Source organism: Streptomyces sp. WMMC500, assembly GCF_027497195.1.
Lineage (GTDB): Bacteria > Actinomycetota > Actinomycetes > Streptomycetales > Streptomycetaceae > Streptomyces.
The window spans coordinates 6187804-6213302 of the sequence record NZ_CP114905.1; the positions used below are offsets into that span (position 1 = coordinate 6187804).

Genomic DNA, 25499 nt, shown 5'->3' on the forward strand with positions numbered 1-25499 from the left:
TCTCACTGATCCAGCGCGTTGTCCACCGCGTCCACGGTCGTGTCCCAGCCGCCGTCGGCGTCTTCCTTGCCCTGCTCGACCAGCCGCAGCCCGTTGGCGATGTTCTCGGCGATGACCTGGTCCTTCGGGCCGATCGTCTGCACCGGGGTGCCCTCGGCGGCGGCGGCGAAGATCTCCCCGATCGGGGCGTCGCCGAAGTAGTCGTTCGTGGCGTTCTTGACCGAGTCCATCTCGTACGCGGACGGGGTGCTGGGGAAGCTGCCGCGCTCGGCGAAGAGCGTCGCCTGCTGCTCGGGCGCGAAGAGCCAGGCGACGAACTCGAGCGCCGCCTCCTTGTTCTCCGCCGCCTCGGGGACGCCGAAGAAGGAGCCGCCCCAGTTGCCGGGGACGGGCGCCTGGGCGACGTCCCACTTGCCCATGGCCTTCTCGCCGCCCTTGTCGGCGATGTAGCCGAGCATCCACGGGGGACACGAGACGGTGGCGAAGTCGCCGTTGCTCATCGCCTGGTCCCAGCCCTTGGTGAACTGCTGGAGGTTGCCCGTCAGCTTCTCCTCGGCCGCGGTCGAGGCGATGTCCCAGGACTCCTGCACGCCCGGGCTGTCCTTGTAGATGACCTCGCCGTCCTCGTCGTAGTACCGGGTCTCGTTGGAGGACACGGCCGCGTTGTACACGCCGCCGGCGGCGTCCGCCCAGGCGACGCCCTCGGGGGCGTTCTCCTGGAAGTCGCGTCCGACGTCGAGGTACTTCTGCCAGTCGCCTTCCCACAGCTTCGAGACCTCGTCGCGGTCGGTGGGCAGGCCGGCCGCCTCGAAGTGGTCCTTGCGGTAGCAGACCGCCATCGGGCCGATGTCGGAGTCCAGGCCGACGAGCTTGCCGTCGGGGGTGGAGCCCTGCTGCCACTTCCAGGGCAGGTAGTCGTCCTCGGAGACGCCCTCGACCTCGGAGAGGTCCACGAACTTGTCGGCCTGGGTGCCGACGATCTCGGCGATGTTGGCGACCTCGATCGCCTGCACGTCCGCCAGGCCGCTGTTGCTGGTGAGGTGGTTCAGCAACTGCGGGTAATAGTTCTCGTTCCGCTCGATCACCGTCTCTTCGATGGTGATGTCCGGATTGAGCTTCTCGTACTCGTCGTAGAGCCCGGCCTCCTTGAAGCCGAAGGTGCCGAAGAGCCCCATGGTGATGGTGGTCTTCCCGCCCCCTCCGTCCTCGGAGCCGGCCTTCGAGCCACCGTCGTCGTCATCGCTCGCGCACGCGCTGAGCAAACCGGTGCCCAGAGCGGCGGCGGCCAAAAGGCCCACGGCCCGTCGGGTGGTGCGGTATCTGCGCACTGCATCCTCCTAGCGCCCTGGCGCGTGCCGCTCCTGCCGGAGGTGTACGAGGGGATCGGGAGTGGCGGCTCGGGCGGGCTTTCGTGCGGGTTCTCTATGGGTCGAGTAGAGTGGGAGCGCTCCCAGAAGTGATTGGTTGAAGGGTGACCTGTCGGCGAGGGGGTGTCAAGGGACCGGACATCGCGACTGCGTCCCGTTACGCGGCTGTTAGCTTCGGTGCGGGCCGCGGACCGGGGCCGGGGGCGAGAATCGGACAGTCAGCAGACAGCCATAACGCGGGAGGGTGGAATGGCGGTCAGGGATCGGCGTACGCCGGTGACACGTGGCGGGCGGGGTGGCAGACCGACGCTGGAGCAGGTCGCCGCGCGAGCCGGGGTGGGCAGGGGGACGGTGTCCCGGGTGATCAACGGATCGGATCAGGTCAGCGAACAGGCGCGGACGGCGGTGGAACGGGCGGTCGCCGAGCTGGGCTACGTGCCCAACCGCGCGGCCCGGGCACTGGCGGCGGGCAGCGCGGACGCGGTCGCGCTGGTGATCCCGGAGCCGGAGACCCGGCTGTTCTCCGAGCCGTACTTCTCGGACATCGTCCGCGGGGTGAGCGCGGAGCTGGCGGAGACGGACAAGCAGCTCCTGTTGACGCTCATCCGCTCGCCCCGGGAACGGGAGCGGCTGGCGGCGTACCTGAGCGCCGACCGGGTCGACGGCGTGCTGCTGGTCTCCGTGCACGAGGGCGACCCGCTGCCGGAGATGCTGGCCGCCATGGGGCTGCCCGCGGTGCTCAACGGCCGCCGGGCGGCGAGCGAGGCCGTGCCGTACGTCGACTCGGACAACACCGGCGGCGCCCGGGCGGCCGTCGAGCACCTGATCGGCCGCGGACGCTCCGCCATCGCGACGATCACCGGCCCCGCCGACATGTACGTCGCGAGCTGCCGCCTGGACGGCTACCGCCAGGCGCTGACGGCGGCGGGCCGCGCGGAGGACCCCGGGCTCGTGGCGGTCGGCGACTTCACCGAGGAGGGCGGGCGCCGGGCGATGGAGGAACTGCTGGAGCGCCGGCCCGCGCTCGACGCGGTCTTCGCCGCCTCGGACGTGATGGCGGCGGGCGCGCTCCAGGTCCTGCGCGCCGCGGGCCGTGCGGTGCCGGACGAGGTGGCGGTCGTCGGCTTCGAGGACTCGCCGGTGGCCCGGCACACCGACCCGGCGCTCACCAGCGTCCGGCAGCCCACGGAGGAGATGGGGCGGGCCATGGTGCGGGTGCTGCTGGACGGGATCGCCGCGAAGGACTCCGCGGAGGGGCGGCACGTGGTGCTGCCGACGGAGCTGGTGGTACGCGCCTCGGGGTAGCCGGCGGCCGAAAGGGACGCGGGCGGGCCCGGCTTCCGGGTCCGCCCGTACGCGTGCGCGGGCGTACGCGGCGACCGCCGTGCTCCGGGAGCGACTTCTGTGCCGGGGGTTGACAGGTGCATAACCCTTCGAGAGATTGGGAGCGCTCCCACACTTCAAGACTTGCACCACCCTCCTGCACGGCGAGGACGGGGGACGCACCAGGACCACCCCGTCCGCTCAGCTCAGCCGGGCCGGGCGCGCACAGGCCCCGTGCGCCCGGCCCGGCTGTTTCCCCCACCCCGGCCGAAAGGATCTTCCGTGAGACGGCACCTACCCCGTGCCCTCGCCGCCGTGCTGGTCGTCGGAGCGCTCGCCGCGCCCGGCGCCGCCGCGGCCGACGAGGGCCCCGAGCTGATCGTCAACGGCGGCTTCGACGCCGGCACCGCGCCCTGGTGGTGGACGCCGGACAACCCCGGCACCGTGGTCGACGGGCGGCTCTGCGCCGACGTGCCCGCAGGCACCGCCAACCCGTGGGACGCCATCGTCGGCCAGAACGACCTGCCGATAGCCGCCGGCGAGACCTACGCCCTGAGCTACACCGCGACCGCCACCGCACCGGTGACGATCCGCACCAACGTGCAGCAGGCCGTGGAGCCGTGGGGCCAGTTCTTCACCTCCGCGGACCAGGTGACGGAGACCCCGCAGACCTTCGAGCACGTCTTCACCGCCACCGCCGCAGAAGACGCCGCGCAGCTCGCCTTCCAGATCGGCGGCAGCGACGCCGCGTACACCTTCTGCGTCGACGACGTCTCGCTGCGCGGCGGGGCGGAACAGCCGCCGTACGACCCGGACACCGGCTCGCCGGTGCGCGTCAACCAGGTCGGCTATCTCACCGAGGGGCCGAAGAACGGCACCTTCGTCACCGAGGCCACCGAGCCGCTGACCTGGACGCTGAACGCCGCGGACGGCACCGGGAAGGCGAGCGGCACCACCGTGCCCGCGGGCACCGACCCGACCTCGCTGAAGAACGTGCACACCTTCGCTTTCGGCGACTTCGCCGAGGCCGGCGAGGGCTACACCGTCACGATCGACGGCGAGACCAGCGAGCCGTTCAGCATCGGCGACGACATCTACGGCACGCTGCGCACCGACGCGCTCGCGTACTTCTACCACAACCGCAGCGGCATCGAGATCGACGCCGGCCTGGTCGGCGAGGAGTACGCCCGGCCCGCCGGGCACGTGAACGTCGCGCCCAACCAGGGCGACGACGGCGTCCCGTGCCAGCCGGGCGACTGCGACTACACGCTGGACGCCGCGGGCGGCTGGTACGACGCGGGCGACCACGGCAAGTACGTGGTCAACGGCGGCATCGCCGCCGCGCAGGTGATGGGCGTCTACGAGCGCACCCTGACCACCGAGGGCGCCGACGGCGAGCCGATCGGCGACGGGAAGCTCGCCGTGCCCGAGCGGGGCAACGGCGTGCCCGACGTGCTCGACGAGGCGCGCTGGCAACTGGAGTTCCAGATGTCCATGCAGGTGCCGGCGGGCGAGGAACTGGCCGGCATGGCGCACCACAAGCTGCACGACGCGCAGTGGACCGCCCTGCCGACGCTGCCGCACGAGGACCCGCAGCCGCGCGAGCTGCACCCGCCGTCGACCGCCGCGACGCTCAACCTGGCCGCCACGGGCGCGCAGTGCGCGCGGCTTTACGACGACTATGACGAGACAGCAGCGTTCGCCGACCGGTGCCTGTCCGCGGCCCGTACCGCGTACGCCGCCGCCGAGGCGCACCCCGACATGCTCGCCGACCCGAACGACTCCACCGGCGGCGGCGCGTACAGCGACGGCGAGGTGAGCGACGAGTTCTACTGGGCCGCCGCCGAGCTGTACCTGTCCACCGGCGAGGACGCCTATCTGCAGGACGTGCTGGGCTCGCCCCTGCACGGCGACGCCGCGGCGGTCTTCCCCGGCGGCGGCATGGGCTGGGGCGCCACCGCCGGGCTCGGCGCGCTGGACCTGGCGACCGTCGACAGCGGGCTGACCGACGCGCAGCTCGCCGTCGTCCGCGGCATGGTCACCGAGGCCGCCGACGGCTACGCGGCCGACGCCGCGAACGCCGCCTACGGCGCCCCGTACGCCCCCGAGGGCGGGCGCTACGTCTGGGGCTCCAACAGCCAGGTGCTCAACAACATGGTCGTCCTGGCCACCGCACACGGCCTGACCGGCGAGGCCGGCTACCGCGACGCCGTCCTCACGGGCCTGGACTACGTGCTGGGCCGCAACCCGCTGAACCAGTCGTACGTCACCGGCTACGGCGAGCGCGACTCGGAGAACCAGCACCACCGGCACTGGGCGAACCAGCTCGACCCGAGCCTGCCGAACCCGCCCGCGGGCGCGCTGGCCGGCGGCCCGGACTCGCAGTTGGAGGACCCGGTGGCGCAGCGGGAGCTGACCGGCTGCCCGCCGGCGATGTGCTACATCGACGACATCGAGTCGTACTCGACCAACGAGGTCACGATCAACTGGAACGCCCCGCTCGCCTGGATCGCCGGCTACGCCGACGACCTCGGCGCCGGCGGCGGCACCGGTCCCGGTCCCGGCGAGGAATGCGCGGCGGCGTACTCCGTGCCCGGCCAGTGGCCCGGCGGCTTCACCGGCACCGTCACGGTCTCCTGCGACGGCGCGGCCCTCGACGGCTGGACCGCGGAGTGGGACTTCCCCGACGGACAGCGCCTCCAGAACGCCTGGAACGCCGTCTGCACCCAGTCCGGCACCAGCGTGAGCTGCCGCAACACGCCGTACAACGGCGCGGTGCCGGACGGCGGTTCCGTCTCCTTCGGCTTCAACGCCGTCTGGAGCGGCAGCAACGGCGCGCCGCAGGAGGTGAAGCTCGGCGGACGCACCTGACCGGCCGCCCGCGCGCCGCCGGGGCGGGTTCTCCCGCCCCGGCGGCGCGCGGGGTTAAGCCCCTCCGATGCGTTCCTCAAGAGAGCCTTAAGCCTCGCGCCCGATGCCCGAGTCGGGTGTTTCGCCCGAGTCGGGGCCACTAGCGTGCGTAGCGTTCCTCGGGACGGCGGGGAGGCGGTCGCCTCCAGCCGTGCCGAGCGGTGCGGGCCGTCCCCCCACCGCCTCCCCTCCGCGGGCTCCGCGGCCACGGCCGCGGACCGGCAGCCGCCGGGGGGAGGCGGGCCCGTGCCCCCTCCCTCGCTCCCTCTCCCGGATCACTCCCAGGGCACCTGGGTCGAGCGGTAGAAGTCGATGCCCATCGCGTCCCACCGCGGGCCCTGCGCCACCAGCCGGTCCCGGTAGCCGTCCCAGCCGAGCTTCGCGGCCGGGGACCAGCCCAGCTCGGCGGCGCCCGCGGCGCGCGGGAACGCCATGAACTCGATCTGGTCGTTGGTCGACAGCGTCTCCGACCACAGCGGCGCCTCGACCCCGAGGATCGCGCTCTCGGGCACGCCGCCGCGCATGTACGCGCCCGGGTCCCAGTCGTAGGACTGCCGCACCTCGACGTACCCGGCCCAGCTCAGCCCGAGGGGCGTCCCCTCGTGGTACTTCATGTCCAGGTACGTCCTGTTGGCAGGGGAGAGCACCAGCGGCGTGCCCGCCCTGGCGGCGTCGATGACCTCCTGCTCGCCGCCGGTCGTGCCCCAGTACTGCGCGACGGCGCCCTCGACCGGGTTGGCGCCGGCGAGCTGGTGCCATCCGATGACCTTCTTGCCGTACTCGCCGACGACGGCCTGCGCGCGCTCCATGAAGGCGACGAAGTCCTCGTCCGAGGTGGAGTGGGCCTCGTCGCCGCCGATGTGGAGGTACGGGCCGGGCGTCAGCTCGGCCAGCTCGCGCAGGACGTCGTCCACGAAGTCGTACGTGACCTCCTTCGGCACGCACAGCGAGCTGAACCCGACGCTCGTGCCGGTGTACAGCGGCGGCGCGACGCCGTCGCAGTTCAGCTCGGCGTACGAGGCGAGGGCGGCGTTGGTGTGGCCCGGCATGTCGACCTCGGGCACGACGGTCATGTGCCGGCTCGCGGCGTACGCGACCAGCTCGCGGTACTGGTCCTTGGTGTAGTAGCCGCCGGGCCCGCCGCCGACCTGGGTGCTGCCACCGTACTCGGCGAGGTTCGGCCACGAGTCGATCACCAGCCGCCAGCCCTGGTCGTCGGTGAGGTGCAGGTGCAGGGTGTTGTACTTGTACAGCGCGAGCTGGTCGATGTAGCGCTTCACCTGCTCGACGGTGAAGAAGTGCCGGGCCACGTCGAGCATCGCGCTGCGGTACGCGAACCGCGGCTCGTCGGTGATCCGGCCGCCGGCCACGAGCCACGGCCCGTCCTGCGGGGTGCCCGCCTCCACGGCCGGGGGCAGCAACTGGCGCAGGGTCTGCACGCCGTGGAAGAGCCCGGCGGGCTCGGCGGCGGAGATCACGACGCCGTCGGCACCGGAGGTCAGCTCGTAGCCCTCGGAGCCGACGGCCTTCTTCAGCCCGGCGCTCAGCCGCAGCTCGATGGCGCCGGACTTGCTGCCGACGGGCAGCTCGAAGCCGGTCGAGGGGCGCAGCACGCCGGCCAGGTACTCGCCGGCGTCCCGGGCGGACGCGGCGGCGGCCGAGCTGCCGGGAGGCACCCGGATGGCGGTGTCCGCGGTGATCTCGTACGGGCTGCCGCCGGGCGCGACGGCGGCGGGGGCGGGGATGACGGAGTCCAGCGCGGCGGGCGCGGCGGCCCGCGGCTGCGCGGTGCCGGGCGCGGCGCCGGCGCCGGCCCCGGCGCCCGCGGCGACGGTGAGCAGCAGTGCGACCCCGAGGCGCGCGAGGGAGCGCGGGGGGCGGTGTGGGGGAGTCCTCATGCGGTGACCTCTCACAGTGGCCCCTGCGGGGCTGCGGATCGTACGCGTGACATGGACCTTCCCAGGCGTACCGCCGGTGAAGGGCCGGGTCAAGGTGTAGACCATTCCCCCTCGTGACCCGCCACGGGAAAGGAGTGGTTCCTGCCCGGTTCCGGGCAGATTTCTTGCGAAAGTGAAGATCATCAAGCACTATCGACGAGTGCACGACGACCTGATCGACCACCTGATGCGCAGCGCGCCGCTCACCCGCGGCGAAGCCGTGCGGGTCGTGCAGGACGTCCTGGCCTACTTCGACGAGACGACGCCCGCGTTCGTCCGCCGGCGCCACCGCGAGCTGCAGGCGGACGGCCTGGTGAACGACGAGATCTTCGACCGGATCGCCCGCGAGCTGGCGCACCGCGCGGTCGCGCCCCCCGAGCTGAGCCGGCGTCAACTGCGCCGCATCGTCTACGGCTAGCCGCCCCCACCGGTCACCCTCACCCACCCTCCTCCCCGGACAGAAAGCGAACGATATGTGCGGAATCGTTGGTTACATCGGCAAGCGCGACGCGGCGCCCCTGCTGCTCGAAGGGCTCCAGCGGCTGGAGTACCGGGGCTACGACTCCGCCGGCGTGGCCATCGCCGCCCGCTCCGGCGCGCTGAAGACCGTCAAGGCCAAGGGCCGGGTACGGGACCTGGAGGCCCGGGTGCCCAAGCGCTTCGCCGGCACCACGGGCATCGCGCACACCCGCTGGGCCACCCACGGCGCCCCCAGCGACGCCAACGCCCACCCGCACCAGGACGAGGCCGGCAAGGTCGCCGTCGTCCACAACGGCATCATCGACAACGCCGCCGACCTGCGCGCCAAGCTCGCCGCCGACGGCGTCGAGCTGGCCTCCGAGACCGACACCGAGGTGCTGGCCCACCTCGTCGGCCGTTCCGCCGCGGCCACCCTGGAGGAGGCCGTGCGCGAGACGCTGCGGCTGGTGGAGGGCACGTACGGCATCGCCGTGCTGCACGCCGACCACCCCGACCGCATCGTCGTCGCGCGCAACGGCTCGCCGGTCGTGCTGGGCATCGGCGAGCGCGAGATGTTCGTCGCCTCCGACGTCGCCGCGCTGGTCTCGCACACCCGCCAGGTCGTCACCCTCGGCGACGGCGAGATGGCGACCCTCAAGGCCGACGACTACCGCACGTACACCACCGAGGGCTCGCGCACGTCGTCCTCGCCGGAGACGGTGGAGTGGTCGCCCGAGTCGTACGACATGGCGGGCCACGACACGTACATGCACAAGGAGATCTGCGAGCAGGCCGACGCCGTCGACCGCGTGCTGCGCGGGCGGATCGAGGAGCGGTTCTCCACCGTCCACCTCGGCGGCCTCAACCTGGACGCGCGCGAGGCCCGCGCGGTGCGGCGCGTGAAGATCCTCGGCTGCGGCACCTCGTACCACGCGGGCATGATCGGCGCGCAGTTGGTCGAGGAGCTGGCGCGGGTGCCCGCGGACGCCGAGCCGGCCAGCGAGTTCCGCTACCGCAACCCGGTCGTCGACCCCGACACGCTCTACGTCGCCGTCTCCCAGTCCGGCGAGACGTACGACGTGCTGGCCGCCGTGCAGGAGCTGAAGCGCAAGGGCGCGCGGGTCCTCGGCGTCGTCAACGTCGTCGGCTCGGCCATCGCCCGCGAGACGGACGGCGGGATCTACGTGCACGCGGGACCGGAGGTCTGCGTGGTGTCCACCAAGTGCTTCACCAACACCGTCGTCGCCTTCGGCCTGCTCGCCCTGCACCTCGGCCGCATCCGCGACCTGTCGGTCGCCGACGGCCGCCGCGTCATCGAGGGGCTGCGCCGGCTGCCGGAGCAGATCGCGGAGATGCTGCGCGGCGAGGACGGCATCCGGGCGCTGGCGAAGGAGTACGCGCACGCCAGGTCGATGATGTTCATCGGCCGGGTCCGCGGCTACCCGGTGGCGCGGGAGGCGGCGCTGAAGCTGAAGGAGGTCAGCTACATCCACGCCGAGGCGTATCCGGCCTCCGAGCTGAAGCACGGCCCGCTGGCGCTGATCGAACCGGAGGTGCCGACCGTGGCGATCGTGCCGGACGACGAGCTGCTGGAGAAGAACCGCGCGGCGATGGAGGAGATCAAGGCCCGCGAGGGCCGCATCCTCGCGGTCGCCCACCGCCCGCAGGAGAAGGCGGACCACACGATCGTGGTACCCCGCAGCGAACCGGAGCTGGACCCCATCCTGATGGGCATCCCGCTGCAACTCCTCGCGTACCACACGGCGCTGGAGCTGGGCCGCGACATCGACAAGCCGCGCAACCTGGCGAAGTCGGTGACGGTGGAGTAGCCCGCGGCGGTCACGGCGTCCGGTCGCCGCGCCGGGCGCCGGACTGCCTCACCGCGGGCTCCCGCAGGCGGGGCAGTCGGGGCGGCGCGGCAGCCGGACGGTCACCTCGTCGCCCGGCACCATCAGGTTGAACCCGAAGCGGACGCCGGGTTCGAGCGGGGGGATGCCGGTCAGCAGCGCCAGGGCGCCGTACGCGACGAGCGCGCCGGACAGGCCCGCGGTGACGGCGTTGGCCGGGTTCCACGGCAGGTGGGCGGAGGCGGCGGGCTCGTCGGCTCCGGCGGCGAGGCCGAGGTCGGCGCGCCGCGTCGCCTGGTCGTGCAGGCACTCCCAGCACCCGCCGGTGCCGGGCCGGTGGATGCCGGCGGTGACCAGCGGGCCGCTGTAGCCGCCGTCCACCCACGGCAGGCCGGCGGCCAGACAGGCCCGGTTCGCCCAGCGCCGTATCCGCGGCGGCCCGTCGGCGCCCAGCACGAACACGTCGTACGGGGGAGAGGACGCGAGGAGCGCGGCCAGCTCCGCCGGGGCGGAGACGCGGCGCGCCTCGCCGGTGACGCGGATGTCGGGGTTGACGGCGGCGAGCCTGCGCACGGCGGCGTCGGCCTTCCGCGCGCCCAGGTCCGCCTCCGCGTAGAGCAACTGCCGGTTCAGGTTCGACAGTTCCACCGTGTCGTCGTCGACCACGTGCAGGTGGCCGACGCCCGAGGCGGCCAGGTGCCAGGCGGCGGCGCCTCCCGTACCCCCGACGCCCAGGACGAGCACCCGGGACTCCTTCAGCCGCAGTTGCGCCTCCCACGCGCTGGCGCGCTCGCCGAGGTCCATCCAGCGCAGCAGCGGCACGCTCCGGCTGTAGCGCTCGGCTTCCCGGGACGAGAACTGCGCGGGCAGCGGCGCGGCGGCGTCTTCCAGGAAGCCCGCTGAGGCGAGCCGGTCCAGCGCGGCGGTGACGTCGCCGGGTTCGACACCCTCGTGGCGGGTGCGTACGGCGGTGACGATGTCCTGCGTGCTGCGGCTGCCGTCGGCGGCTTCGACCAGCGTCCAGACCCAGCCGCGCGGGTCCTCGATCTCCGCGCCGACGCCGTAGACCACGCTGCCGATACGGACGTTCCCGGCCACGGTGCGGTAGCCGCGGTGCTCCGGTTTGACCCGTGGCCGCGCCCAGTGTGCCACCGCCATGCCCACCCCGCAGGCCGCGCCAGGAAACCTTGCACCGACGCGGCCCAATGTGCACTACTGAGTGAGTCGTTTCAAGCACACAGAGTTGACCCTGTGGAGGGAGGCGCGATGCAGGAGATCAGGATCCGTCGTCTCGACAAGAAGGAGACGACGGGCGACAGCAACCCCAGCGGCGAGTGACGCCGGTCGGCGCCCCCACGTTGGCGCGTCATCGTTACCCCACCGTGGACGACCTCACGCGGACGGCCCGCGACCTGGCACGGCGCCATCCGTCCCGCTGCCGGCTGCGGCAGATCGGCGAGTCCCGCGCGGGGGAGCCGCTGTGGCTGCTCTCCGTCGGCCACGGCTCCCGGAACGTCCTGGTGGTCAGCGGCGCGCATCCGAACGAGCCGGCCGGGGGCGCCGCCGTCGCCGAACTGGCCTACCGCGCTGTACGGGCCGTGGGTGCCGGACGTGCGGTACGTACCGGGCGGGACCGGCGGCAGGACCGCGACGTCGCCTGGCATTTCCTGCTCTGCCTGGACCCGGACGGCGCCCGCCGCACCGAGCCCTGGACCCGCCACCCCGGCACCCTGGAGCGCCAGCTCCGCCACTTCTACCGGCCCGCCGCCGACCAGCAGCCCGAGTGGCTGCCGGGGCCCGGCGGGGCCGCGCCGCTGCCCGAGACCCGGGCCCTGCTGACGGTGCTCGACGAACTGCGCCCGGCGCTCCAGTTCTCCCTGCACGCCAACGACGCGGGCGGCGCCTGGGTGCAGCTCACCCACGACCTGCCGGGCGCCCCGGCCGCGCTCTCGGAGGCCGCCGCCGGCCTCGCCGTGCCGGTGGCCGCCGCGCCGGTGGACACCCTGCACATGCCGGGCGCGGGCCCGGGTGTCTTCCTCATGGCCGCCGCCGACGGGCTCGACGCCAACGTCGTCCACCGCGACTGGCTGACCCGCTCCACCTGGTTCCACCCGCTGCGGTACGGCACCGTCACCGCCGTCGTCGAGACGCCCGTCTGGGCCGTCGAGGCCGTCGCCGACCCCCGGCCCACCGGGGCGCCGCACCTCGTCGTCGCACAGGCGGTGGCGCATCTGCGCGCGCGGGCCGACCGGTTGGCGGGCCTGCTGGCCGAGGCGCGCGGCGGACTCGGCGAGGCGCCGGGCCCGTTGCTGGACGCCGCGGCCTGGCTGACCGAGGCGTGTTTCACCAACGCCGCGCAGTGGTCCGCCCCGCCCACCCCGGGCGGCACCCCGCCCGCGGCGACCGCCGGCGGCGCCCTCGCGCTGCACATGGCCGCCCACCGGCTGCCGCTGCGGGCCGCGGCCCTGCTCGCCCGCGCGACCGGCGGCCATCCTGTCGGCCCGGCGGCCGAGGCGCTGCTCACCCGCTGGCGAAGGCGCTACGCCGCCGACTTCGGGCCCCGCTGGATCCCGGTACGCCGGCAGACCACGCTGCAGACCGAGTTCGTCAGCCGCCTCGCCCGCCTGGCCCTGGGCGCCGGGCGGCACCCGGGCGGATCACCCGCGGCGCACCACCGCGACCGGTGAACCGGGCCCGAGGCCGGGGGCGGCACGGCCGCCGGGATCTGCTCGACCGGCGCGCCGCGTGCGTGTCCGGTGGTACGGGACGGGGCCGCGCCCCCGCGGCGGGAGACGAAAGTGCGGGAGACGAAAGAGCGGCCCTCTGCGCGTGCCACCACGTCGCGCAGAGGGCCGCCTCCCCTGTGCCGGCGTCGCCCAATACGCCGGCGGTGCCGCTGCCGTACCGGGGACCGTCACCTCCCGGTCGGCAGCGCGTCGTCGTGTCCCCTATATGCCCCTCACAAATTCACAACCCACATCTACCCGCGAGTAGATTTCTCCGGGGGTGCGGGAACCGGCGTACGCGCGGCGCGACCGGCGCAAACGCGCGCGGGGGGCGGCTACGGCACGACGACGACGGGCCGTTGCGCCCGCCGGGCGAGACGGCCGGCCACCGAGCCGAAGATGCGGCCCACGAGGCCCTGCGTGGAGCCCACCACGATGGCGTCGGCCTCGTACTCCCGGCCGACCTCCTCCAGTTCGTGGCAGATGTCCCCGCCGCGCTCGACGAGGATCCAGGGCACGTCCGACAGGTAGTCGGCGCAGGCGAGTTCGAGCCCGAGCACTTCGGTGCGGTGGTCGGGCACGTCCACGAAGACGGGCGGCTCGCAGCCGGCCCACACGGTGGTGGGCAGCCGGTTGGCCACGTGCACGATGATCAGACCGCAGCCCAGGCGCCGCGCCATCCCGACCGCGTAGGCCAGGGCGCGTTCACTGGAGGTGGAGCCGTCGAAGCCGCAGACGACGCCGTGCTTGAACGCCGGATCGCAGCCTTGGCGCGGCTCGGCCGCCGCTTCCAGGTCCGCCGAGTGATCGGCGACCGGCTTGCGGTCCGCGGGTTCGGGGATTTCGTGACCGGCCATGGGTGTCTCGGCGAAGGGAATCCTCGTGGCTGGAGGGACACGGATTGCTGTGTCCGGGCTTGCTGTGTCCGGGAATCATCTTCCCAATCCCGTACAACAAGGGTACGGCGACACTACCTCCCTTGCCCAGGGGCGGGCGGCGGTATGCGCGCCTGCCCCGGCGAACGGTTCAGAGGAGCATGCCGCAGTGCGGCGTCCCGCGCAACGTCGTCCGGCGGGGGCGGCGGTCCGCCGATCGCTCGCCCGCGCCCTCGGGGGCGCACGGTGGCGGCGCTCACGGATCCGGTGTCCGGGTTTCGTGCCGCCCCCTGCGCTCCCGTGCGCTCTCGCTGCGCCCCCCGGGGGTGTCGTCGCCGCCGCGAAGGCAAACCGGGCACGTGCGCCGGGGTCGCACCGCAGGGCACGGCGGCACCGGGTCGGTCACCGGCATTTCCGCGGCTCGGCCCGGGAGTAGGCATCTGGTTGAGGGGACAACCTCATGTGATGCGATCTTTTCGGCCAACTTCCCTTCTGCACACCGGAGTTGCAAGACTGAAGGCTGGAACGTTCCGGGCTCGGGGGGCTGGGGGCGCAGTCGGGGCGCACGGGCCCCGCACGTCGGAGAACCGGAGGGGGTGGGCTTCCCTGTTGCGTGAACCAGTGAAACCGTTCGCGATCGAAAGCTTCACGCCAGGTTTTCGTGTCGACATGGAGGCAGGACCCGACCGGCCCTCCATGTCACACAAGACACGCTTTACCCGTCGTTATAGATGCGGGGCCGAACCTGTCCGGTCCGTCGGACGGCACACAGTAGATTTGATCTTGGCCGAGAGACCGAGATCGTCCCGGGGGTTGAGGTGCAGGACGCAGAGGAAGAGAGAAGCGAGGGGGCTTAGCGTCATGAGCCAGGACTCCACCGGAACGGGCACGACGATCCGGTCCGGCGGGCCGCGCCCACCCGAGGTGGCGGGAGCCACGGTGGCGGGAACCACGGTGCGGGGCGAGGCCCCGCGCCCGCCCCGGCGTCGCCGCGAAGTCGTCGCCGTGCTGCTGTTCAGCGGCGGCCCCGTCTTCGAGAACTCCATCCCCCTCTCCGTCTTCGGAGTCGACCGCCAGGACGCCGGCACCCCCCGGTACCGGCTGCTGGTCTGCGCCGGTGAGGACGGCCCGCTGCGCACCACCGGCGGCCTGGAGCTCTCCGCGCCGTACGGTCTGGAGGCGCTGGCCCGCGCCGGCACCGTCGTCGTACCCGCGTGGCGCTCCATCACCCAGCCGCCGCCCGCCGCGGCACTGGACGCGCTGCGCCGCGCGCACGAGGACGGCGCCCGCGTCGTCGGGCTGTGCACCGGCGCGTTCGCGCTCGCCGCGGCCGGGCTGCTCGACGGCCGCCCGGCCACCACGCACTGGATGTACGCGCCGACGCTCGCCAAGCGCTACCCGTCGGTCCACATGGACCCGCGCGAGCTGTTCGTCGACGACGGCGACATCCTGACCTCGGCCAGCACGGCCGCCGGCATCGACCTGTGCCTGCACCTGGTGCGCCAGGACCACGGCGCCGAGGCCGCCGCCGCGCTCTCCCGGCGGCTCGTGGTGCCCGCGCGGCGCGGCAGCGGCCAGGAGCGCTACCTCGACAGGTCTTTACCCGAGGAGATCGGCGGAGACCCGCTGGCGGAGGTCGTGGCCTGGGCGCTGGAGAACCTGCACGAGCAGTTCGACGTGGAGACTCTCGCGGCCCGCGCGTACATGAGCCGACGCACGTTCGACCGGCGGTTCCGTTCGCTCACCGGCAGCGCTCCGCTGCAGTGGCTGATCACCCAGCGGGTGCTTCAGGCGCAGCGGCTGCTGGAGACGTCGGACTTCTCCGTGGACGAAGTGGCAGGGCGCTGCGGCTTCCGCTCGCCCGTCGCGCTGCGCGGGCACTTCCGCCGCCAGCTCGGCTCCTCCCCGGCCGCGTACCGGGCCGCCTACCGCGCCCGCAACCCCCAGGCCGTACCGCCGCCCGAGCCCCCCACGGTGCCCGCGCCCCGGCGCCCGCAGCCGCCCGGCGCCACCGGCGTCGCGAAGGTCACGGGCGTCGCGGCCGCCGCCGGCGGGGGCGGCGTGGACGGCGCCGAGAAGCCGCAGTCGGACGCCTACGCGCCCGGCCACCTGGAGCCGCACCAGCCGCGGCTCCGGGGCGCGCTCGCCCGGCGTGCGACCGTGCCGGGACAGCGTGACCGGCACGTAGGGTGAGGGTCATGAACGATCGGATGGTCTGGATCGACTGCGAGATGACGGGCCTCTCGCTGACCGACGACGCGCTCGTCGAGGTGGCCGCGCTCGTCACCGACTCGGAGCTGAACGTGCTCGGTGACGGCATCGACATCGTCATCCGCCCCCCGGCCGCGGCCCTCGCCTCCATGCCCGGGGTCGTACGCGCCATGCACACCGCCTCCGGCCTGCTCGACGAGCTGGCCGGCGGCACGACGCTGGCGGACGCGGAGCGCCAGGTGCTCGCCTACGTACGCGAGTTCGTCCCCGAGCCCGGCCGCGCCCCGCTGTGCGGCAACTCCGTCGGCACCGACCGCGGCTTCCTCAACCGGGACATGCCGGACCTGGAGGGCCATCTGCACTACCGCATCGTGGACGTCTCGTCGGTCAAGGAGCTGGCCCGCCGCTGGTACCCGCGGGCCTACTTCAACAGCCCCGAGAAGGCGGGCAACCACCGCGCCCTGGCGGACATCCGGGAGAGCATCGCCGAACTGCGCTACTACCGCGAGGCGGTCTTCGTCCCCCCGCCGGGCCCGGACTCCGACACCGCGAAGGCCATCGCGGCCCGCCACACGCTGGCGGCGGACGGCTCGTAACACGGCGGCCCGACGGGCCGCGGCGACGCGGCGAAGCCGGAGGCGAGCACCGCCGGCGACCCTGTACACTTCTATCGGCCGGTGCGGAAGCATCAGCTCACGGTGGGTGTAGCTCAGATGGTAGAGCACCTGGTTGTGGTCCAGGTGGCCGCGGGTTCAAGTCCCGTCACTCACCCTCAGGTATACGCAGGTCAGGCCCGGCGCTCCGATGCGGAGTGCCGGGCCTGACGGCTGTCTGAGAACGGTCGGGGAGTGACAGGGGAGTGGATCTAGGAATTCCGCCCCTTGGCGGATGCTCTGAGTAGCCGGTCGAGCACCGCCACGGGGGAGCCCGGAGACAGGGTCCGGCGGGCTCGTAAGGACTCCTCCCACAGCTCCGTCAGTCCTCGGCACAAGCGTTGTCGCATGGCCTGAGTCACGTGGGTGTACCGGGCCGAGATGGAGCCGTCCAGGTGCCCCATGCGCTCATCCATGAGGACCTTCTCCGTCCCCAGCTCCTCCATCAGCGTCCGGTGCGTGTGCCGCAGCCCGTGCGGCGTGAGTCCCTGGGCCACCGGCAGCCAGCACGCCTGCGCCCGCCCCTGGGCGTTGCGGCCCCGGACCGGGATGCCGGGCCAGGGCACGGCCAGCAGCGGCACCGGCCGGGGCTCCAGCGGCCCCTTCTTCGGGTACCAGCCGGTAGCGGCCGGAGTGAACAGCCAGGCGGCGAATCCTGACCGGCGCCAGTGGGCGGCAGGAGTGGGGGAGCGGAAGCCGCGTACGTATCCGAGGTCGGCGATGGCCTCGGCGACGCGGGCACGGGTCGCTTCGGGGATCCGCTCCGGGCGGTTCAGTACCCCGGAGACCGTCCCCGTGGACACGCCGGCGCGACGGGCCACGTCGACCAGCTTGGCGCCCGGTGGTTCGAGGCGGGCGTTGCCCTGGCCGTGGAAGACGTACGTCTTGCCGTGGCACGGGCACGGCTGCGGCTGGTCACGGCGGACATGGCCGGTGACCAGGTCATCGAGCCACGCCGGCGCATCGATGGTGCGATAGCTGTCGTCCTTGGGCGGGCAACGCACGAACTCGCCCTTGTCCAGCTCGTAGAGCTGCCATTCGATGCGGAAGGCGCCGGGCCGTAGGTACTCGGTTTCCAGCCCGACCAGTTCGCCCCACCGCATGCCGGTGTAGCCCTTCTGAACGCAGGCGACGAACTCGTCATCCCGGCCGGAGAGGAGCGCGGCCCGCTCGGCGACCAGCAGAATCCCGAGCGGGGTGGTCACCACCTTCTCCGGGCCGCGGGCACGGGAGCGGCCGGCCTTCCGGCCGCGCCCCCGCCGCTTCGCGGCCGGGTTGGTAGCAATCAAGCCCTCGTCCAGGGCGTCGGCGAGGATCAGGTGGAGGACCGCCCGCCGGTTGCGGACACTGGACATGGCGTAGACCGCCTGTTCCCTCTTCTCCCAGGCGCCGACGTCGGCAGGGCCGATGTCGGTCAGGGGCATGTCCTCGAAGTCCGGAAGCAAGTGCTGCTCGATGGTGCCCCGGTAGATCTCCATGGTGGACGGGGCGAGGTCCTGGTCCGCGTACCAGCGGTTGGCGTACTCCCCGAACGTGATCTTTCGAGCGGCCGGGTCCTGCCAGGCGGCTTCCCTGGCCTTGACCTCGTGTTCTTTCGCCGCCTTCTCGGCTCGGCGCCGGGTGCCGAAGCGGACCGTCCGTCCGTGCGCGTCCACGACGGTGCGCAGCTTGCCGGGGGCGATCCAGTACCTGGCGCGGTAGTAGTCCCCGCGCTTCTCGGCGAATCCCACTGGATGCTTCTCCTTCCAGGTCGGTCAGGCTGCGGGGGACTGGCGGGGGAGCGCCCGGCGGGGGCGACGCGCGCGGAGGCGGACGGGCTCCGCCGCCGGCTCCGGCGAGCGTCGGGGGCGCACGAAAGCTCCGCGGTCGGCGGGTGTGGGCTCCGCGGTCCGGACAGGCCGCTCCTCGAAGGCACGGACGATCTCGGCGACGTGATCGGCGGTGAAGCGGTACGCGCCGCCGGCCCGGGTGAAGGGAATCCGGCGGCGCCGCGCCTGTTCCTTCACCCACCACTCGGAGCAGCCGAGGGCCTTCGCGACCTCCTCGGGACGGAAGAGGTGCGGCAGGGCCTCGGCGGTGACGCTGTGACGGGTGTGACTGATCACTCCTGTGCCTCCTCCTGGTTCGGGACGACGTAGCCGCCGGACTGCCGGATGAGTTGGACGTCGTTGGCCATGCGGGCGCAGGTCTGCCGGACGAGGTCCGGGGCCAGGCCGGTGGCCTGGGTGATCTGCTTGGGTTTGGCGCCGGGGTGGTCGCGGACGTAGCGGAGGATGACTGCTCGGGTCTGGTTGAGGGTGTGGTCTGCGGCCGGGCCTTCGAGGAGTTGCCAGGCGCCGGCTTGGGAGTGGAAGCGCAGGGCGTACTCGGCTTCGTCCACGTCGCGGCCGGTGACGTGGAGGACGCCGTCCGCCTGGCCGCGGGAGCGCTTGAGGACCAACGTCGCGTCGGCGGCGCCGGCCAGGCCGTTGGTGCCGGAGACTTCGGTGAGGAAGTCGTCGGAGCCGGCTTTGCGGACGTGGTGGACGAGGACGACGGCGATGCCGTAGTGGTCGGCCAAACGCTTGGCGTGGCCTACGGCGGCATAGTCGGCGTCATAGGCAGAGGCGCCGGGGGCGGAGGGGCCGCGCATCTTCGCGAACACGTCGATCACGATCATGCGGGCGTCTGCGTGGCGCTCGACCCATTGCGCGATGGCTTCGCCGCCGCCCTGTGGGAGGGGCGGGCAGGAGGTGGCGAGGGTCAGGGTGCCGGGTGCGCGGTTGGAGTCGAGGAGTTTGCGCATGCGGGTCTGCAGCCGGCGCGGAGTGTCTTCCAAGGCGAGGTAGAGCACGGGGCCGCCGTCGACGTTGATGCTGTCCATCGCCTGTCCGCCGGCGGCGACGGCTAGGGCCAGGCCGAGGGAGAGCCAGGACTTGCCCACCTTCGGCGGGCCGGCGAGGAGGTTGACGCCCTCGGAGATGATCCCGGGCACGGCCCAGCGCGGCTCGGGGAACTCCGTGGCCATGAGTTCGTCGGCGGTCCAGGCGGTGCGGATGCGCTGCTGTGCCGGTTGCAAGGGGGTCGGCTCCGTGCCGGGCGGTACGGAGTACAGGTGGGGCAGAGTGGCGCTCATGCGGCTGCCCTCCGGGCCACCGTACGGGGCCGATGGGCGCCCGCCCGCAGGCCCGAGGCGATGGTGCGGTGGGCGGCGCGCTCGTCAAGGCCGACGCTCACCGCGGCGGAGGCGAGTAACGCGGTGACGTCCGCGGCGGCCAGTTCGCCGCCGGCGACGAGTTGGCCGAGGGCGACCGCGGCGCGATAGAGGGCGGTGTTGCGGGTGCCGACCGGAGCGTCGGTGACCCGCTGCCACTCCCCCTCCATCGCGCCGCGCAGGTAGGCGCTCAGCCGCCGCGGGCCCAGTTCCGGCAGTGGAACCGGTCGCTGCGGCGGGAGCGGGGCGGGGGTGAGGAGTTCGGTCAGCCAGTCCGGGAGGGGGGCAGGCGGCGCGTCGTGGAGGATCGTGTATCGCTCGCGACCGATGGTGCTTTCGGCGCCGACGACGTACCCGCCTCCGGCCCGGCTGTCGATCTTCCATCCCAGCTTCCCGGCGGTGTTCCGAAGCGGGGCGTCGACTGGTGCGGTGAAGTACAGGTGCGTGCCGCCGCTCGCGGTGCGGACCGTGTAGGTCTGCGTCGGGATCGGCTGGTCATGCTGCTCGGCGAGAACGGCCAGCATGTCCGCGCCGTCGACAACGCCTGCCGGCGCCCCCGGCGGTGGGGTGTCGTCGTTCTTGGGAACGTCCAGATCGAGGACGACCAGCCGTGAAGGGCCGGTGGCGATGCCGAGGTTGTACGCGCCGCTCGACCAGCAGCGCGTGATGCGCGTGCGGTCGAGGGTGGCGCGTTGCTCCCACGCGGCGACGGCGGGGCGCTTGGCGCCGGGGACGAGGGGGAAGACGTGCCAGCCGCGTTCGGCGGCGGCGAGTGCGGCGTGGTGCAGTGGGCGGGTGGAGCCGTAGGGCATCCTGAAGACACCTCCTGATTCCTGATGGGATGGGAGGCCGGGGCAGCGGGCTTCGTTGACCCGTCGGCCGCTGCCCCGGGCCCTGGTCAGCCGCGGTCGGCGCGCGCCGCCTGGTACTGCCGGCGGACGTACGCGCGGAAGTCCTCATCCGTCGCCAGCTCTTCGCCGCGGTAGCTCAGGCCGTGGAATGTGGCGTCGTAGTCGGCGAGCTGGCGCGCGGCGCGGCCCGCGGCGGTGACCGCCTCGGCGGCGGCCTCGGGGGTGAGCGTGGTCTCTTCGCGGAGCGCGATGCGGTCCAGGAGCGCCGCCTTGCGGAGCCAGAATTCGCGGTCGACGCCGTGGCTCAGCGGGTACTTGTGGAGGGCGCGCAGGACCCAGGAGATCTCCCAGGCGATGCTCGGGGCGTTCGCGTATGCGGTGTCCGTGGTGCTGGTCTCGGGCTCGTTCATGGCGTCCCCTTCAGCCCACGTCGTTCACGGCGTCGGCGAGTGCGGTCATGATCTGGTCGATGGACTCGGCGGCTCCGGTGCGGGAGAGGTAGAAGCCGAAGAGGAGAGCGACGACGGCCGCGGGAACGCCGACCGCGCGGAAGCGGAGCAGCAGCGCCAGTAAGAGGCCGAAGAGCGCGAGTGCGGTGATGGTGATCGTCACGTGGACTCCTCCGGGGTCAGCGGGTGCCTTCGCGGCGCATGCCGGAGAGGGCGTTGTAGACGTGCCGGCCGAGGCGGATGCGGCGGCCGTAGCCGCGGCAGGGGCGGCAATCCCGGCCGCGGACGAGCCGCCCGCGGCGCGTCTGGCGCATCCGGAAGCCGAAGCCGCGGCAGCGGCGGCAGCTCCCGAAGGGGCTGACCGCGCAGAGCGCGGCGTAGCAGAGGGTGATGATGAGGAGGCCGGGCATAGCGGAGAGCAGGGAGGACACGACAACCCCTCTCAGGGCCGGAATCAGGGAGTGGGAGAGATGGGCCGCTAGACGCTAGGAAGCAGCTCAGCGGCACTTTGAAGTGCTAGCGGGGGTGCTAGACCTAGCAGGGGTGCCCGCTAGGTCTAGCGGCGCCCGCTAGTCAGGCCGCGACAGCCCGACCGTCACGTTCCGCGATGGCGCGGATGACGTCGGCGCGGCGGATGCCGCGGCGGTTGGCGCCCTTGCCGTCCTCGGTGGTGCCCCAGACCTGGACCGTGCGGATGCCGTACGGGCGCAGGGCGGCGGTGAGCTGGTCGGTGTTCCACTCGCCGTAGACCTCCGGCCGGAGGTCGGCCAGGCGGGCGAGAACGGACTCGTTCCAGAGCTTCGGCTTTGCTGCCGGGATGGCGGCGGCCAGGTCGCCCAGGAGGTCGTACGACGACGCCGGATCAGGCTCCGGCTGCTCGCCGAGTGCATGTCCGGCGAGGGTGCCGGCGCGTTCGCGCGCGGCGCGGGCGCGTAGGGCGATCTGGTCTGCCTGCAAGGCGTCGATGTTGGCGGAGCGGACGATACGGGCGTCGGCGCCTTCGCCGAGGAAGTAGCAGATGCCCTTGTCGCCCCACGCGAACATCGATGCTCGTACGCCCCGCTTGTACGCGCCCGTGCCCAGGACCATGTCGTTCTCGACCTGGCCCATGACCTTCAGGCACCAGCGGGCGGAGGCGTTGGCGCTGATCGCGGTCGGGATGCTGTCCTTGTCCGGCCGCTGCGTCGACAGCAGAAGCACGATCCCCAGGGCCGGGCCGCGCTTGACCAGGTCGGTACAGATCTCCTTGAACTCCGCGCCGTGCTTGTGGTGCTCGAACCAGACCTGGCACTCGTCAACGCCGACCACGATCGGGTGCAGCCCGAGTGAGCGCTTCGAGGCCAGGTCGGTGGTCACCTTCGACTCCGGGCACACGTCGCGCGGGAGTGAGCGGATCACCTTTGCGCGGCGGCGCAGCTCGCCCTGCAGCTCGCGCATGGCGGCGATGCCGTACGCGATGTCCTCCGGCTCCTCGCCGGCCCGGTGGCGGTATGCCACGCGGCCGAGGGGGTCGAGGTCGCCGGTGCCCTTCAGGTCGTACGTGTGGAGTTCGGCCCGCGGGTCCAGGGCGGCGATGAGGAGGAGCAGGCGGAGGAGGAAGGTCTTGCCCATGCGCGGGATGGCTCCGATGACGCCCGCGATGAACATCAGCGTCACGCCGACCCACCGGCCGCGCTGGTCCGTACCCCAGGACACGGGCCTGAAGAGGTCCACCGTGCCGGACTTGGCCAGCGGCCAGGGCTCCTGGCTCGCCTGCGACATGTCCTGATCACCGACCCACAGCCGTAGGCGGCCGGTGTGCTCGTCCGGAACCGGCTCTGGCCACACTGTGCCCAACGGGCGGCGGAGGCCGGAAGCCAGCTTGTCCCGGCGTTCGATGACGTCCGTGACGGTCACGCCGTACGGGAGATCGCCCTCGGCAAGCCAACCGGGCCCGTCGCGCGTGATGGGCGCGGAGAACGAGAAGCCAGGGCCACCCTTCGCCTGCTCCTGGTTGATCGCCTGTATACCCAAGGCGCCGAGGGCGCGCAGGACGATGTCCGACGTGAGCTTGGTGGTCTTGGGGATCTCGACGGCGCGGTGAATCACCGGCTCGTCGTCCGGCTGGCCGAGCCAGCCGAGCGCCGTGGCGACCACGTAACCGGAGAAGGCCAGCAGCCAGGTGGGTGCCAGGACGAATAAGGCGAGCGCGGCGGCCAGTCCTGCGACGGAGGCCATCAATGCGACGACCGTGCGCCACCTGACCCGGCGGTCACGCTGCCGGGAGAGCTTCAGGTAATAGTCGATGTCCTCTTTGCTGGCGGCAGCGCTGCGGAACGGCTGCCCCTCGGCGTCCGCAACCCACCGCAGTGCGCCACCGACGAAACGGGCCGTGCCTCGCGGCAGTTGGAGGGTGAGGCGGAGCTGGTACCAGGGCGTACGCACGGCGTGGTACGCCAGCACGTGCCAGCCGTACGCCGCGACACCGGAGCCGGCGGCTTTGAACTCCCGCCAGGAGCGGGCCCAGGGCGGGACGACCGGCCGCCGCATCGAGCCGGTGACCCGGTCCATGAGGCGTACGGCCGCAGGGCCGCCCGGCTGGTCGACCATCGTGGCCTCATCTGGAGGAGGTCCGCCGGAATCGGCAGCGCTCTCTTCGTTGTCGTGCTCGTGCTTCACTGACCTTCCTTCCTGTTGGGAGGAAAGCCGGGGCCCAGCCCTACCCGCCAAAGCAGCGGCCGGACCCCGGCGCCGAGCGGGTGAGTTGAGAGGGGCGGGGCGGCTACGGCCGGCCGGAGGCGGGCCGCGGGCCGCGTTCGGCGCCGAGCCGCACGAACACGCCGTGCACGTAACTCGGCGAGCGGGTCGCCCGCTTCGCGGTCTCACGCACGGTCAGGCCCTCGGCCCAACCGTCCTCGATGACCTGCTGAGCCTCGGCGGTGTCGAGCTTGACCGGCGGTTGGGGCTCCGGGGCGTGTTCAGGTGAACGGTCGTCTCCGTTCAGGGTGGCGCCGAGGGTGAACACTCCCGGCTGGCCTGCCTGCCGGATGCTCTCGGTCGCCCGCCGCATCTGCCCGCGAACCTCCTCGGCCAGCGCCCAGGCGACCGGATCGTCGACCTCCTCCGTCCACGGAGAGGCAAGCGGCACCGTCGCCAGATCGGCTGCGTGCCGCCGCGCCGCGAGCAGTTCGAGCAGCTTCCGCCGCTGCTCCCGGTCCGCCCCCGCCGATGCGTTCGCCACCGCGGCCGACAGCCGCCGCGCGATGCCTCGTCCGCGCCGGCCGGCCCGCTGCTCCGGCGGCAGGGCCGCCAGGCGCGCCGCCAGCTCGACCGCGCGGAGGGTGGCGCGGTCCCGGCTGATCTGTGCGGCGTTCCGGTCCCGTTCGGTGATCCCCAACCGGGACAGCAGCCGCTCGCGCACCTCTCGCCCGGCTACAGCCAGCAGGCCGTGAGACTCCGCGCCGGGCCTGCGGTGGCGGAGTTCGATGCCCATGGCCAGGTGCCAGAGCACGGCGGCCAGGAACGGCCCGACAAAGGCACGGACTGTGCCGCCGAGCGGCCCGGACTCGGCGTACGCGGGGATGATCTGTACGCCCGTGATGGCCCAGACGAGCAACCCGGGGACGCCGGGCGCCTTCATGGGGCCGTTGAGGTTCTGCCGCGCCATGAGCGCCGAGGCGAACAGCCCCAGCTCCGCGGCGGCGAACATCGCCGCCCGTTCGCCCGTGCTCCCCATGTCCAGGTAGTCCTCGGCGAACCGCCAGCTCGTGTCGGCGCTGTACGCCGTGCAGCTCGCCGCGGCGAGGGCGGCAACGCGCACGGCGGGGGTGTCGAGCCTCGCGTACCGAGCCAGTCGGCGCAGCGCGAACGAGAGGAGTACCAGCCCGAGGAGCGCCGCCGTGGCAGCGATCAGGACGTTCGGCCCCCAGGGGATGTGAGCTACTGGCTTCATGCCGCCCGCCTCGGCCGCGGCGTCCACCGCCGGGCCCTGGCGTACCGGCGGAGCCGCGCCGCGTAGCGGGCGTTCGACCGGGCGACTTCGTCGCCGGCGCCCTGCTCCTGCAGCTCAGCGAAGACGTCGTCGGCCGCCGCGAGGCGCGCCGCGCGGTCCTCGGTCGACTCGACCGGTTCGTTCGTCACGGCCGGGCCGAGGAACAGCCTGCGGAAGTCCTCGGCCCAGGTGGTCTCGTATCCGAGCGTTAACGCCTCGGACTCGAAGGCGTCCAGGGTCCCCTGGCCGCCGTCGTCAGCACGCATGATCTCTCTGCCTCCTCGATGGGATGGGCGAGCCGGGCGGCGGGCTTCGTGACCCGTCGGCCGCCGCTCCGGCAGGGGTGGTCAGACGCGGAAGCGTCGCGGACCCGTGATCCGCTGCAACCCGCGGTGGGCGGTCAACACGGCGGTGAAGGCCCCGTAGCCGGACAGCAGGGTCAGTAGCCATCCGGCGCCGGCTTCCTGCGCGGACAGACAACTGACGTACGTCCCGACGACGGCCAACACCAGCGCGGACAGCGCCGCCAGTCCTCGGGCGGTCGACGCGGGCGCGGGCCTGCGGGCCGCGACGGTCAGGTCGTCGGGGGGTATGGGGCGGAGGCCGGCGCCGGGGATGTCGACCAGGACGAAGCGGCCGGTGCCGTGGGCGGCGACGCCGACGACGGCACCGAGGGCGTTGCTGCCGCCGCGCTCTTGAACGATGTCACCGATGGCGAGCCACATGGG

The 25499-nt window shown here is 72.8% G+C and carries 22 protein-coding genes and 1 tRNA gene; 8 read left to right on the forward strand and 15 right to left on the reverse strand.

Annotated features, from left to right (window positions below; genetic code table 11):
- Positions 1 to 2: 2 nt before the first annotated feature.
- Positions 3 to 1175 (reverse strand): extracellular solute-binding protein, encoded by a 1173-nt coding sequence (locus tag O7599_RS26700; protein ID WP_281623527.1) that lies wholly within the window; start codon positions 1173 to 1175, stop codon positions 3 to 5.
- A 441-nt stretch (positions 1176 to 1616) separates the two neighbouring features.
- On the opposite strand from O7599_RS26700, the gene O7599_RS26705 reads away from it, so the two are divergent.
- Positions 1617 to 2672: a LacI family DNA-binding transcriptional regulator gene (locus tag O7599_RS26705; RefSeq protein WP_281618148.1), complete on the forward strand. Its 1056-nt coding sequence runs from the start codon at positions 1617 to 1619 to the stop codon at positions 2670 to 2672.
- Positions 2673 to 2972: 300 nt separating this feature from the next.
- Positions 2973 to 5561, forward strand: a complete 2589-nt coding sequence (locus tag O7599_RS26710) for a glycoside hydrolase family 9 protein (protein ID WP_281618149.1) — start codon at positions 2973 to 2975, stop codon at positions 5559 to 5561.
- A 314-nt stretch (positions 5562 to 5875) separates the two neighbouring features.
- Here O7599_RS26710 and O7599_RS26715 read toward each other — a convergent pair whose 3' ends face one another.
- Positions 5876 to 7498, reverse strand: coding sequence for a beta-N-acetylhexosaminidase (locus O7599_RS26715; RefSeq protein ID WP_281618150.1), 1623 nt, complete (start codon positions 7496 to 7498; stop codon positions 5876 to 5878).
- 199 nt (positions 7499 to 7697) lie between these two features.
- On the opposite strand from O7599_RS26715, the gene O7599_RS26720 reads away from it, so the two are divergent.
- On the forward strand, positions 7698 to 7955 hold the full coding sequence (locus O7599_RS26720; protein WP_281623528.1) for a hypothetical protein: 258 nt from the start codon (positions 7698 to 7700) through the stop codon (positions 7953 to 7955).
- Between the two features lie 55 nt (positions 7956 to 8010).
- On the forward strand, positions 8011 to 9825 hold the full coding sequence (gene glmS, locus O7599_RS26725; RefSeq protein WP_281618151.1) for a glutamine--fructose-6-phosphate transaminase (isomerizing): 1815 nt from the start codon (positions 8011 to 8013) through the stop codon (positions 9823 to 9825).
- 48 nt (positions 9826 to 9873) lie between these two features.
- Here the strand turns inward: glmS and O7599_RS26730 are convergent, their stop codons facing one another.
- Entirely contained in the window at positions 9874 to 11001 is a 1128-nt protein-coding gene (locus tag O7599_RS26730; RefSeq protein ID WP_281618152.1) for a ThiF family adenylyltransferase, read from the reverse strand.
- Between the two features lie 224 nt (positions 11002 to 11225).
- Between O7599_RS26730 and O7599_RS26735 the strand changes: the two genes are divergently transcribed.
- Positions 11226 to 12530 (forward strand): M14 family zinc carboxypeptidase, encoded by a 1305-nt coding sequence (locus O7599_RS26735; RefSeq protein WP_281618153.1) that lies wholly within the window; start codon positions 11226 to 11228, stop codon positions 12528 to 12530.
- Between the two features lie 374 nt (positions 12531 to 12904).
- On the opposite strand, the gene O7599_RS26740 is transcribed toward O7599_RS26735, so the two are convergent.
- Positions 12905 to 13426, reverse strand: a complete 522-nt coding sequence (locus O7599_RS26740) for a universal stress protein (protein WP_281618154.1) — start codon at positions 13424 to 13426, stop codon at positions 12905 to 12907.
- Positions 13427 to 14449: 1023 nt separating this feature from the next.
- On the opposite strand from O7599_RS26740, the gene O7599_RS26745 reads away from it, so the two are divergent.
- The 3 genes from O7599_RS26745 to O7599_RS26755 all read left to right on the forward strand — a co-directional run bounded on the left by O7599_RS26745 (position 14450) and on the right by O7599_RS26755 (position 16426).
- Positions 14450 to 15637, forward strand: a complete 1188-nt coding sequence (locus O7599_RS26745) for a helix-turn-helix domain-containing protein (protein ID WP_348652633.1) — start codon at positions 14450 to 14452, stop codon at positions 15635 to 15637.
- Between the two features lie 5 nt (positions 15638 to 15642).
- The gene (orn, locus tag O7599_RS26750; protein ID WP_281618156.1) at positions 15643 to 16251 is read left to right on the forward strand and encodes an oligoribonuclease; all 609 of its coding nucleotides are present in this window, start codon (positions 15643 to 15645) and stop codon (positions 16249 to 16251) included.
- A gap of 102 nt (positions 16252 to 16353) precedes the next feature.
- A tRNA-His gene (locus O7599_RS26755) sits at positions 16354 to 16426 on the forward strand.
- 94 nt (positions 16427 to 16520) lie between these two features.
- Here the strand turns inward: O7599_RS26755 and O7599_RS26760 are convergent.
- The 11 genes from O7599_RS26760 to O7599_RS26810 form a co-directional block, all read right to left on the reverse strand.
- Positions 16521 to 18038: a LacI family DNA-binding transcriptional regulator gene (locus tag O7599_RS26760; protein ID WP_281618157.1), complete on the reverse strand. Its 1518-nt coding sequence runs from the start codon at positions 18036 to 18038 to the stop codon at positions 16521 to 16523.
- Between the two features lie 24 nt (positions 18039 to 18062).
- Positions 18063 to 18413, reverse strand: a complete 351-nt coding sequence (locus O7599_RS26765) for a helix-turn-helix domain-containing protein (RefSeq protein WP_281618158.1) — start codon at positions 18411 to 18413, stop codon at positions 18063 to 18065.
- Positions 18410 to 19423, reverse strand: a complete 1014-nt coding sequence (locus O7599_RS26770) for an AAA family ATPase (protein WP_281618159.1) — start codon at positions 19421 to 19423, stop codon at positions 18410 to 18412. Before O7599_RS26770 ends, O7599_RS26765 begins: the two co-directional genes overlap by 4 nt.
- Positions 19420 to 20313 carry a bifunctional DNA primase/polymerase gene (locus O7599_RS26775; protein WP_281618160.1) on the reverse strand — a complete coding sequence of 298 codons (894 nt, stop codon included), beginning with the start codon at positions 20311 to 20313 and terminating at the stop codon, positions 19420 to 19422. The genes O7599_RS26770 and O7599_RS26775 overlap by 4 nt, the downstream gene beginning before the upstream one ends.
- Positions 20314 to 20399: 86 nt before the next feature.
- Positions 20400 to 20762, reverse strand: coding sequence for a hypothetical protein (locus O7599_RS26780; protein ID WP_281618161.1), 363 nt, complete (start codon positions 20760 to 20762; stop codon positions 20400 to 20402).
- A 10-nt stretch (positions 20763 to 20772) separates the two neighbouring features.
- Positions 20773 to 20964, reverse strand: a complete 192-nt coding sequence (locus O7599_RS26785; RefSeq protein ID WP_281618162.1) for a hypothetical protein — start codon at positions 20962 to 20964, stop codon at positions 20773 to 20775.
- Positions 20965 to 20980: 16 nt separating this feature from the next.
- The gene (locus O7599_RS26790) at positions 20981 to 21211 is read right to left on the reverse strand and encodes a hypothetical protein (protein WP_281623529.1); all 231 of its coding nucleotides are present in this window, start codon (positions 21209 to 21211) and stop codon (positions 20981 to 20983) included.
- Positions 21212 to 21374: 163 nt separating this feature from the next.
- The gene (locus tag O7599_RS26795) at positions 21375 to 23459 is read right to left on the reverse strand and encodes a cell division protein FtsK (RefSeq protein ID WP_281618163.1); all 2085 of its coding nucleotides are present in this window, start codon (positions 23457 to 23459) and stop codon (positions 21375 to 21377) included.
- 103 nt (positions 23460 to 23562) lie between these two features.
- Positions 23563 to 24732 (reverse strand): hypothetical protein, encoded by a 1170-nt coding sequence (locus tag O7599_RS26800; RefSeq protein ID WP_281618164.1) that lies wholly within the window; start codon positions 24730 to 24732, stop codon positions 23563 to 23565.
- The gene (locus O7599_RS26805; RefSeq protein WP_281618165.1) at positions 24729 to 25037 is read right to left on the reverse strand and encodes a hypothetical protein; all 309 of its coding nucleotides are present in this window, start codon (positions 25035 to 25037) and stop codon (positions 24729 to 24731) included. The genes O7599_RS26800 and O7599_RS26805 overlap by 4 nt, the downstream gene beginning before the upstream one ends.
- Before the next feature lie 81 nt (positions 25038 to 25118).
- The gene (locus O7599_RS26810) at positions 25119 to 25496 is read right to left on the reverse strand and encodes a hypothetical protein (protein ID WP_281618166.1); all 378 of its coding nucleotides are present in this window, start codon (positions 25494 to 25496) and stop codon (positions 25119 to 25121) included.
- Positions 25497 to 25499: the final 3 nt, after the last annotated feature.

Excerpts from the sequence above, each read along its gene's own strand:
- O7599_RS26700 (WP_281623527.1), bottom strand. The coding sequence starts at position 1,175 with ATGGGGCTCTTCGGCACCTTCGGCTTCAAGGAGGCCGGGCTCTACGAC.
- O7599_RS26705 (WP_281618148.1), top strand. The coding sequence starts at position 1,617 with ATGGCGGTCAGGGATCGGCGTACGCCGGTGACACGTGGCGGGCGGGGT.
- O7599_RS26715 (WP_281618150.1), bottom strand. The coding sequence starts at position 7,498 with ATGAGGACTCCCCCACACCGCCCCCCGCGCTCCCTCGCGCGCCTCGGG.
- glmS (WP_281618151.1), top strand. The coding sequence starts at position 8,011 with ATGTGCGGAATCGTTGGTTACATCGGCAAGCGCGACGCGGCGCCCCTG.
- O7599_RS26730 (WP_281618152.1), bottom strand. The coding sequence starts at position 11,001 with ATGGCGGTGGCACACTGGGCGCGGCCACGGGTCAAACCGGAGCACCGC.
- O7599_RS26740 (WP_281618154.1), bottom strand. The coding sequence starts at position 13,426 with ATGGCCGGTCACGAAATCCCCGAACCCGCGGACCGCAAGCCGGTCGCC.
- orn (WP_281618156.1), top strand. The coding sequence starts at position 15,643 with ATGAACGATCGGATGGTCTGGATCGACTGCGAGATGACGGGCCTCTCG.
- O7599_RS26770 (WP_281618159.1), bottom strand. The coding sequence starts at position 19,423 with ATGAGCGCCACTCTGCCCCACCTGTACTCCGTACCGCCCGGCACGGAG.
- O7599_RS26775 (WP_281618160.1), bottom strand. The coding sequence starts at position 20,313 with ATGCCCTACGGCTCCACCCGCCCACTGCACCACGCCGCACTCGCCGCC.
- O7599_RS26780 (WP_281618161.1), bottom strand. The coding sequence starts at position 20,762 with ATGAACGAGCCCGAGACCAGCACCACGGACACCGCATACGCGAACGCC.
- O7599_RS26790 (WP_281623529.1), bottom strand. The coding sequence starts at position 21,211 with ATGCCCGGCCTCCTCATCATCACCCTCTGCTACGCCGCGCTCTGCGCG.
- O7599_RS26800 (WP_281618164.1), bottom strand. The coding sequence starts at position 24,732 with ATGAAGCCAGTAGCTCACATCCCCTGGGGGCCGAACGTCCTGATCGCT.
- O7599_RS26805 (WP_281618165.1), bottom strand. The coding sequence starts at position 25,037 with ATGCGTGCTGACGACGGCGGCCAGGGGACCCTGGACGCCTTCGAGTCC.
- O7599_RS26810 (WP_281618166.1), bottom strand. The coding sequence starts at position 25,496 with ATGTGGCTCGCCATCGGTGACATCGTTCAAGAGCGCGGCGGCAGCAAC.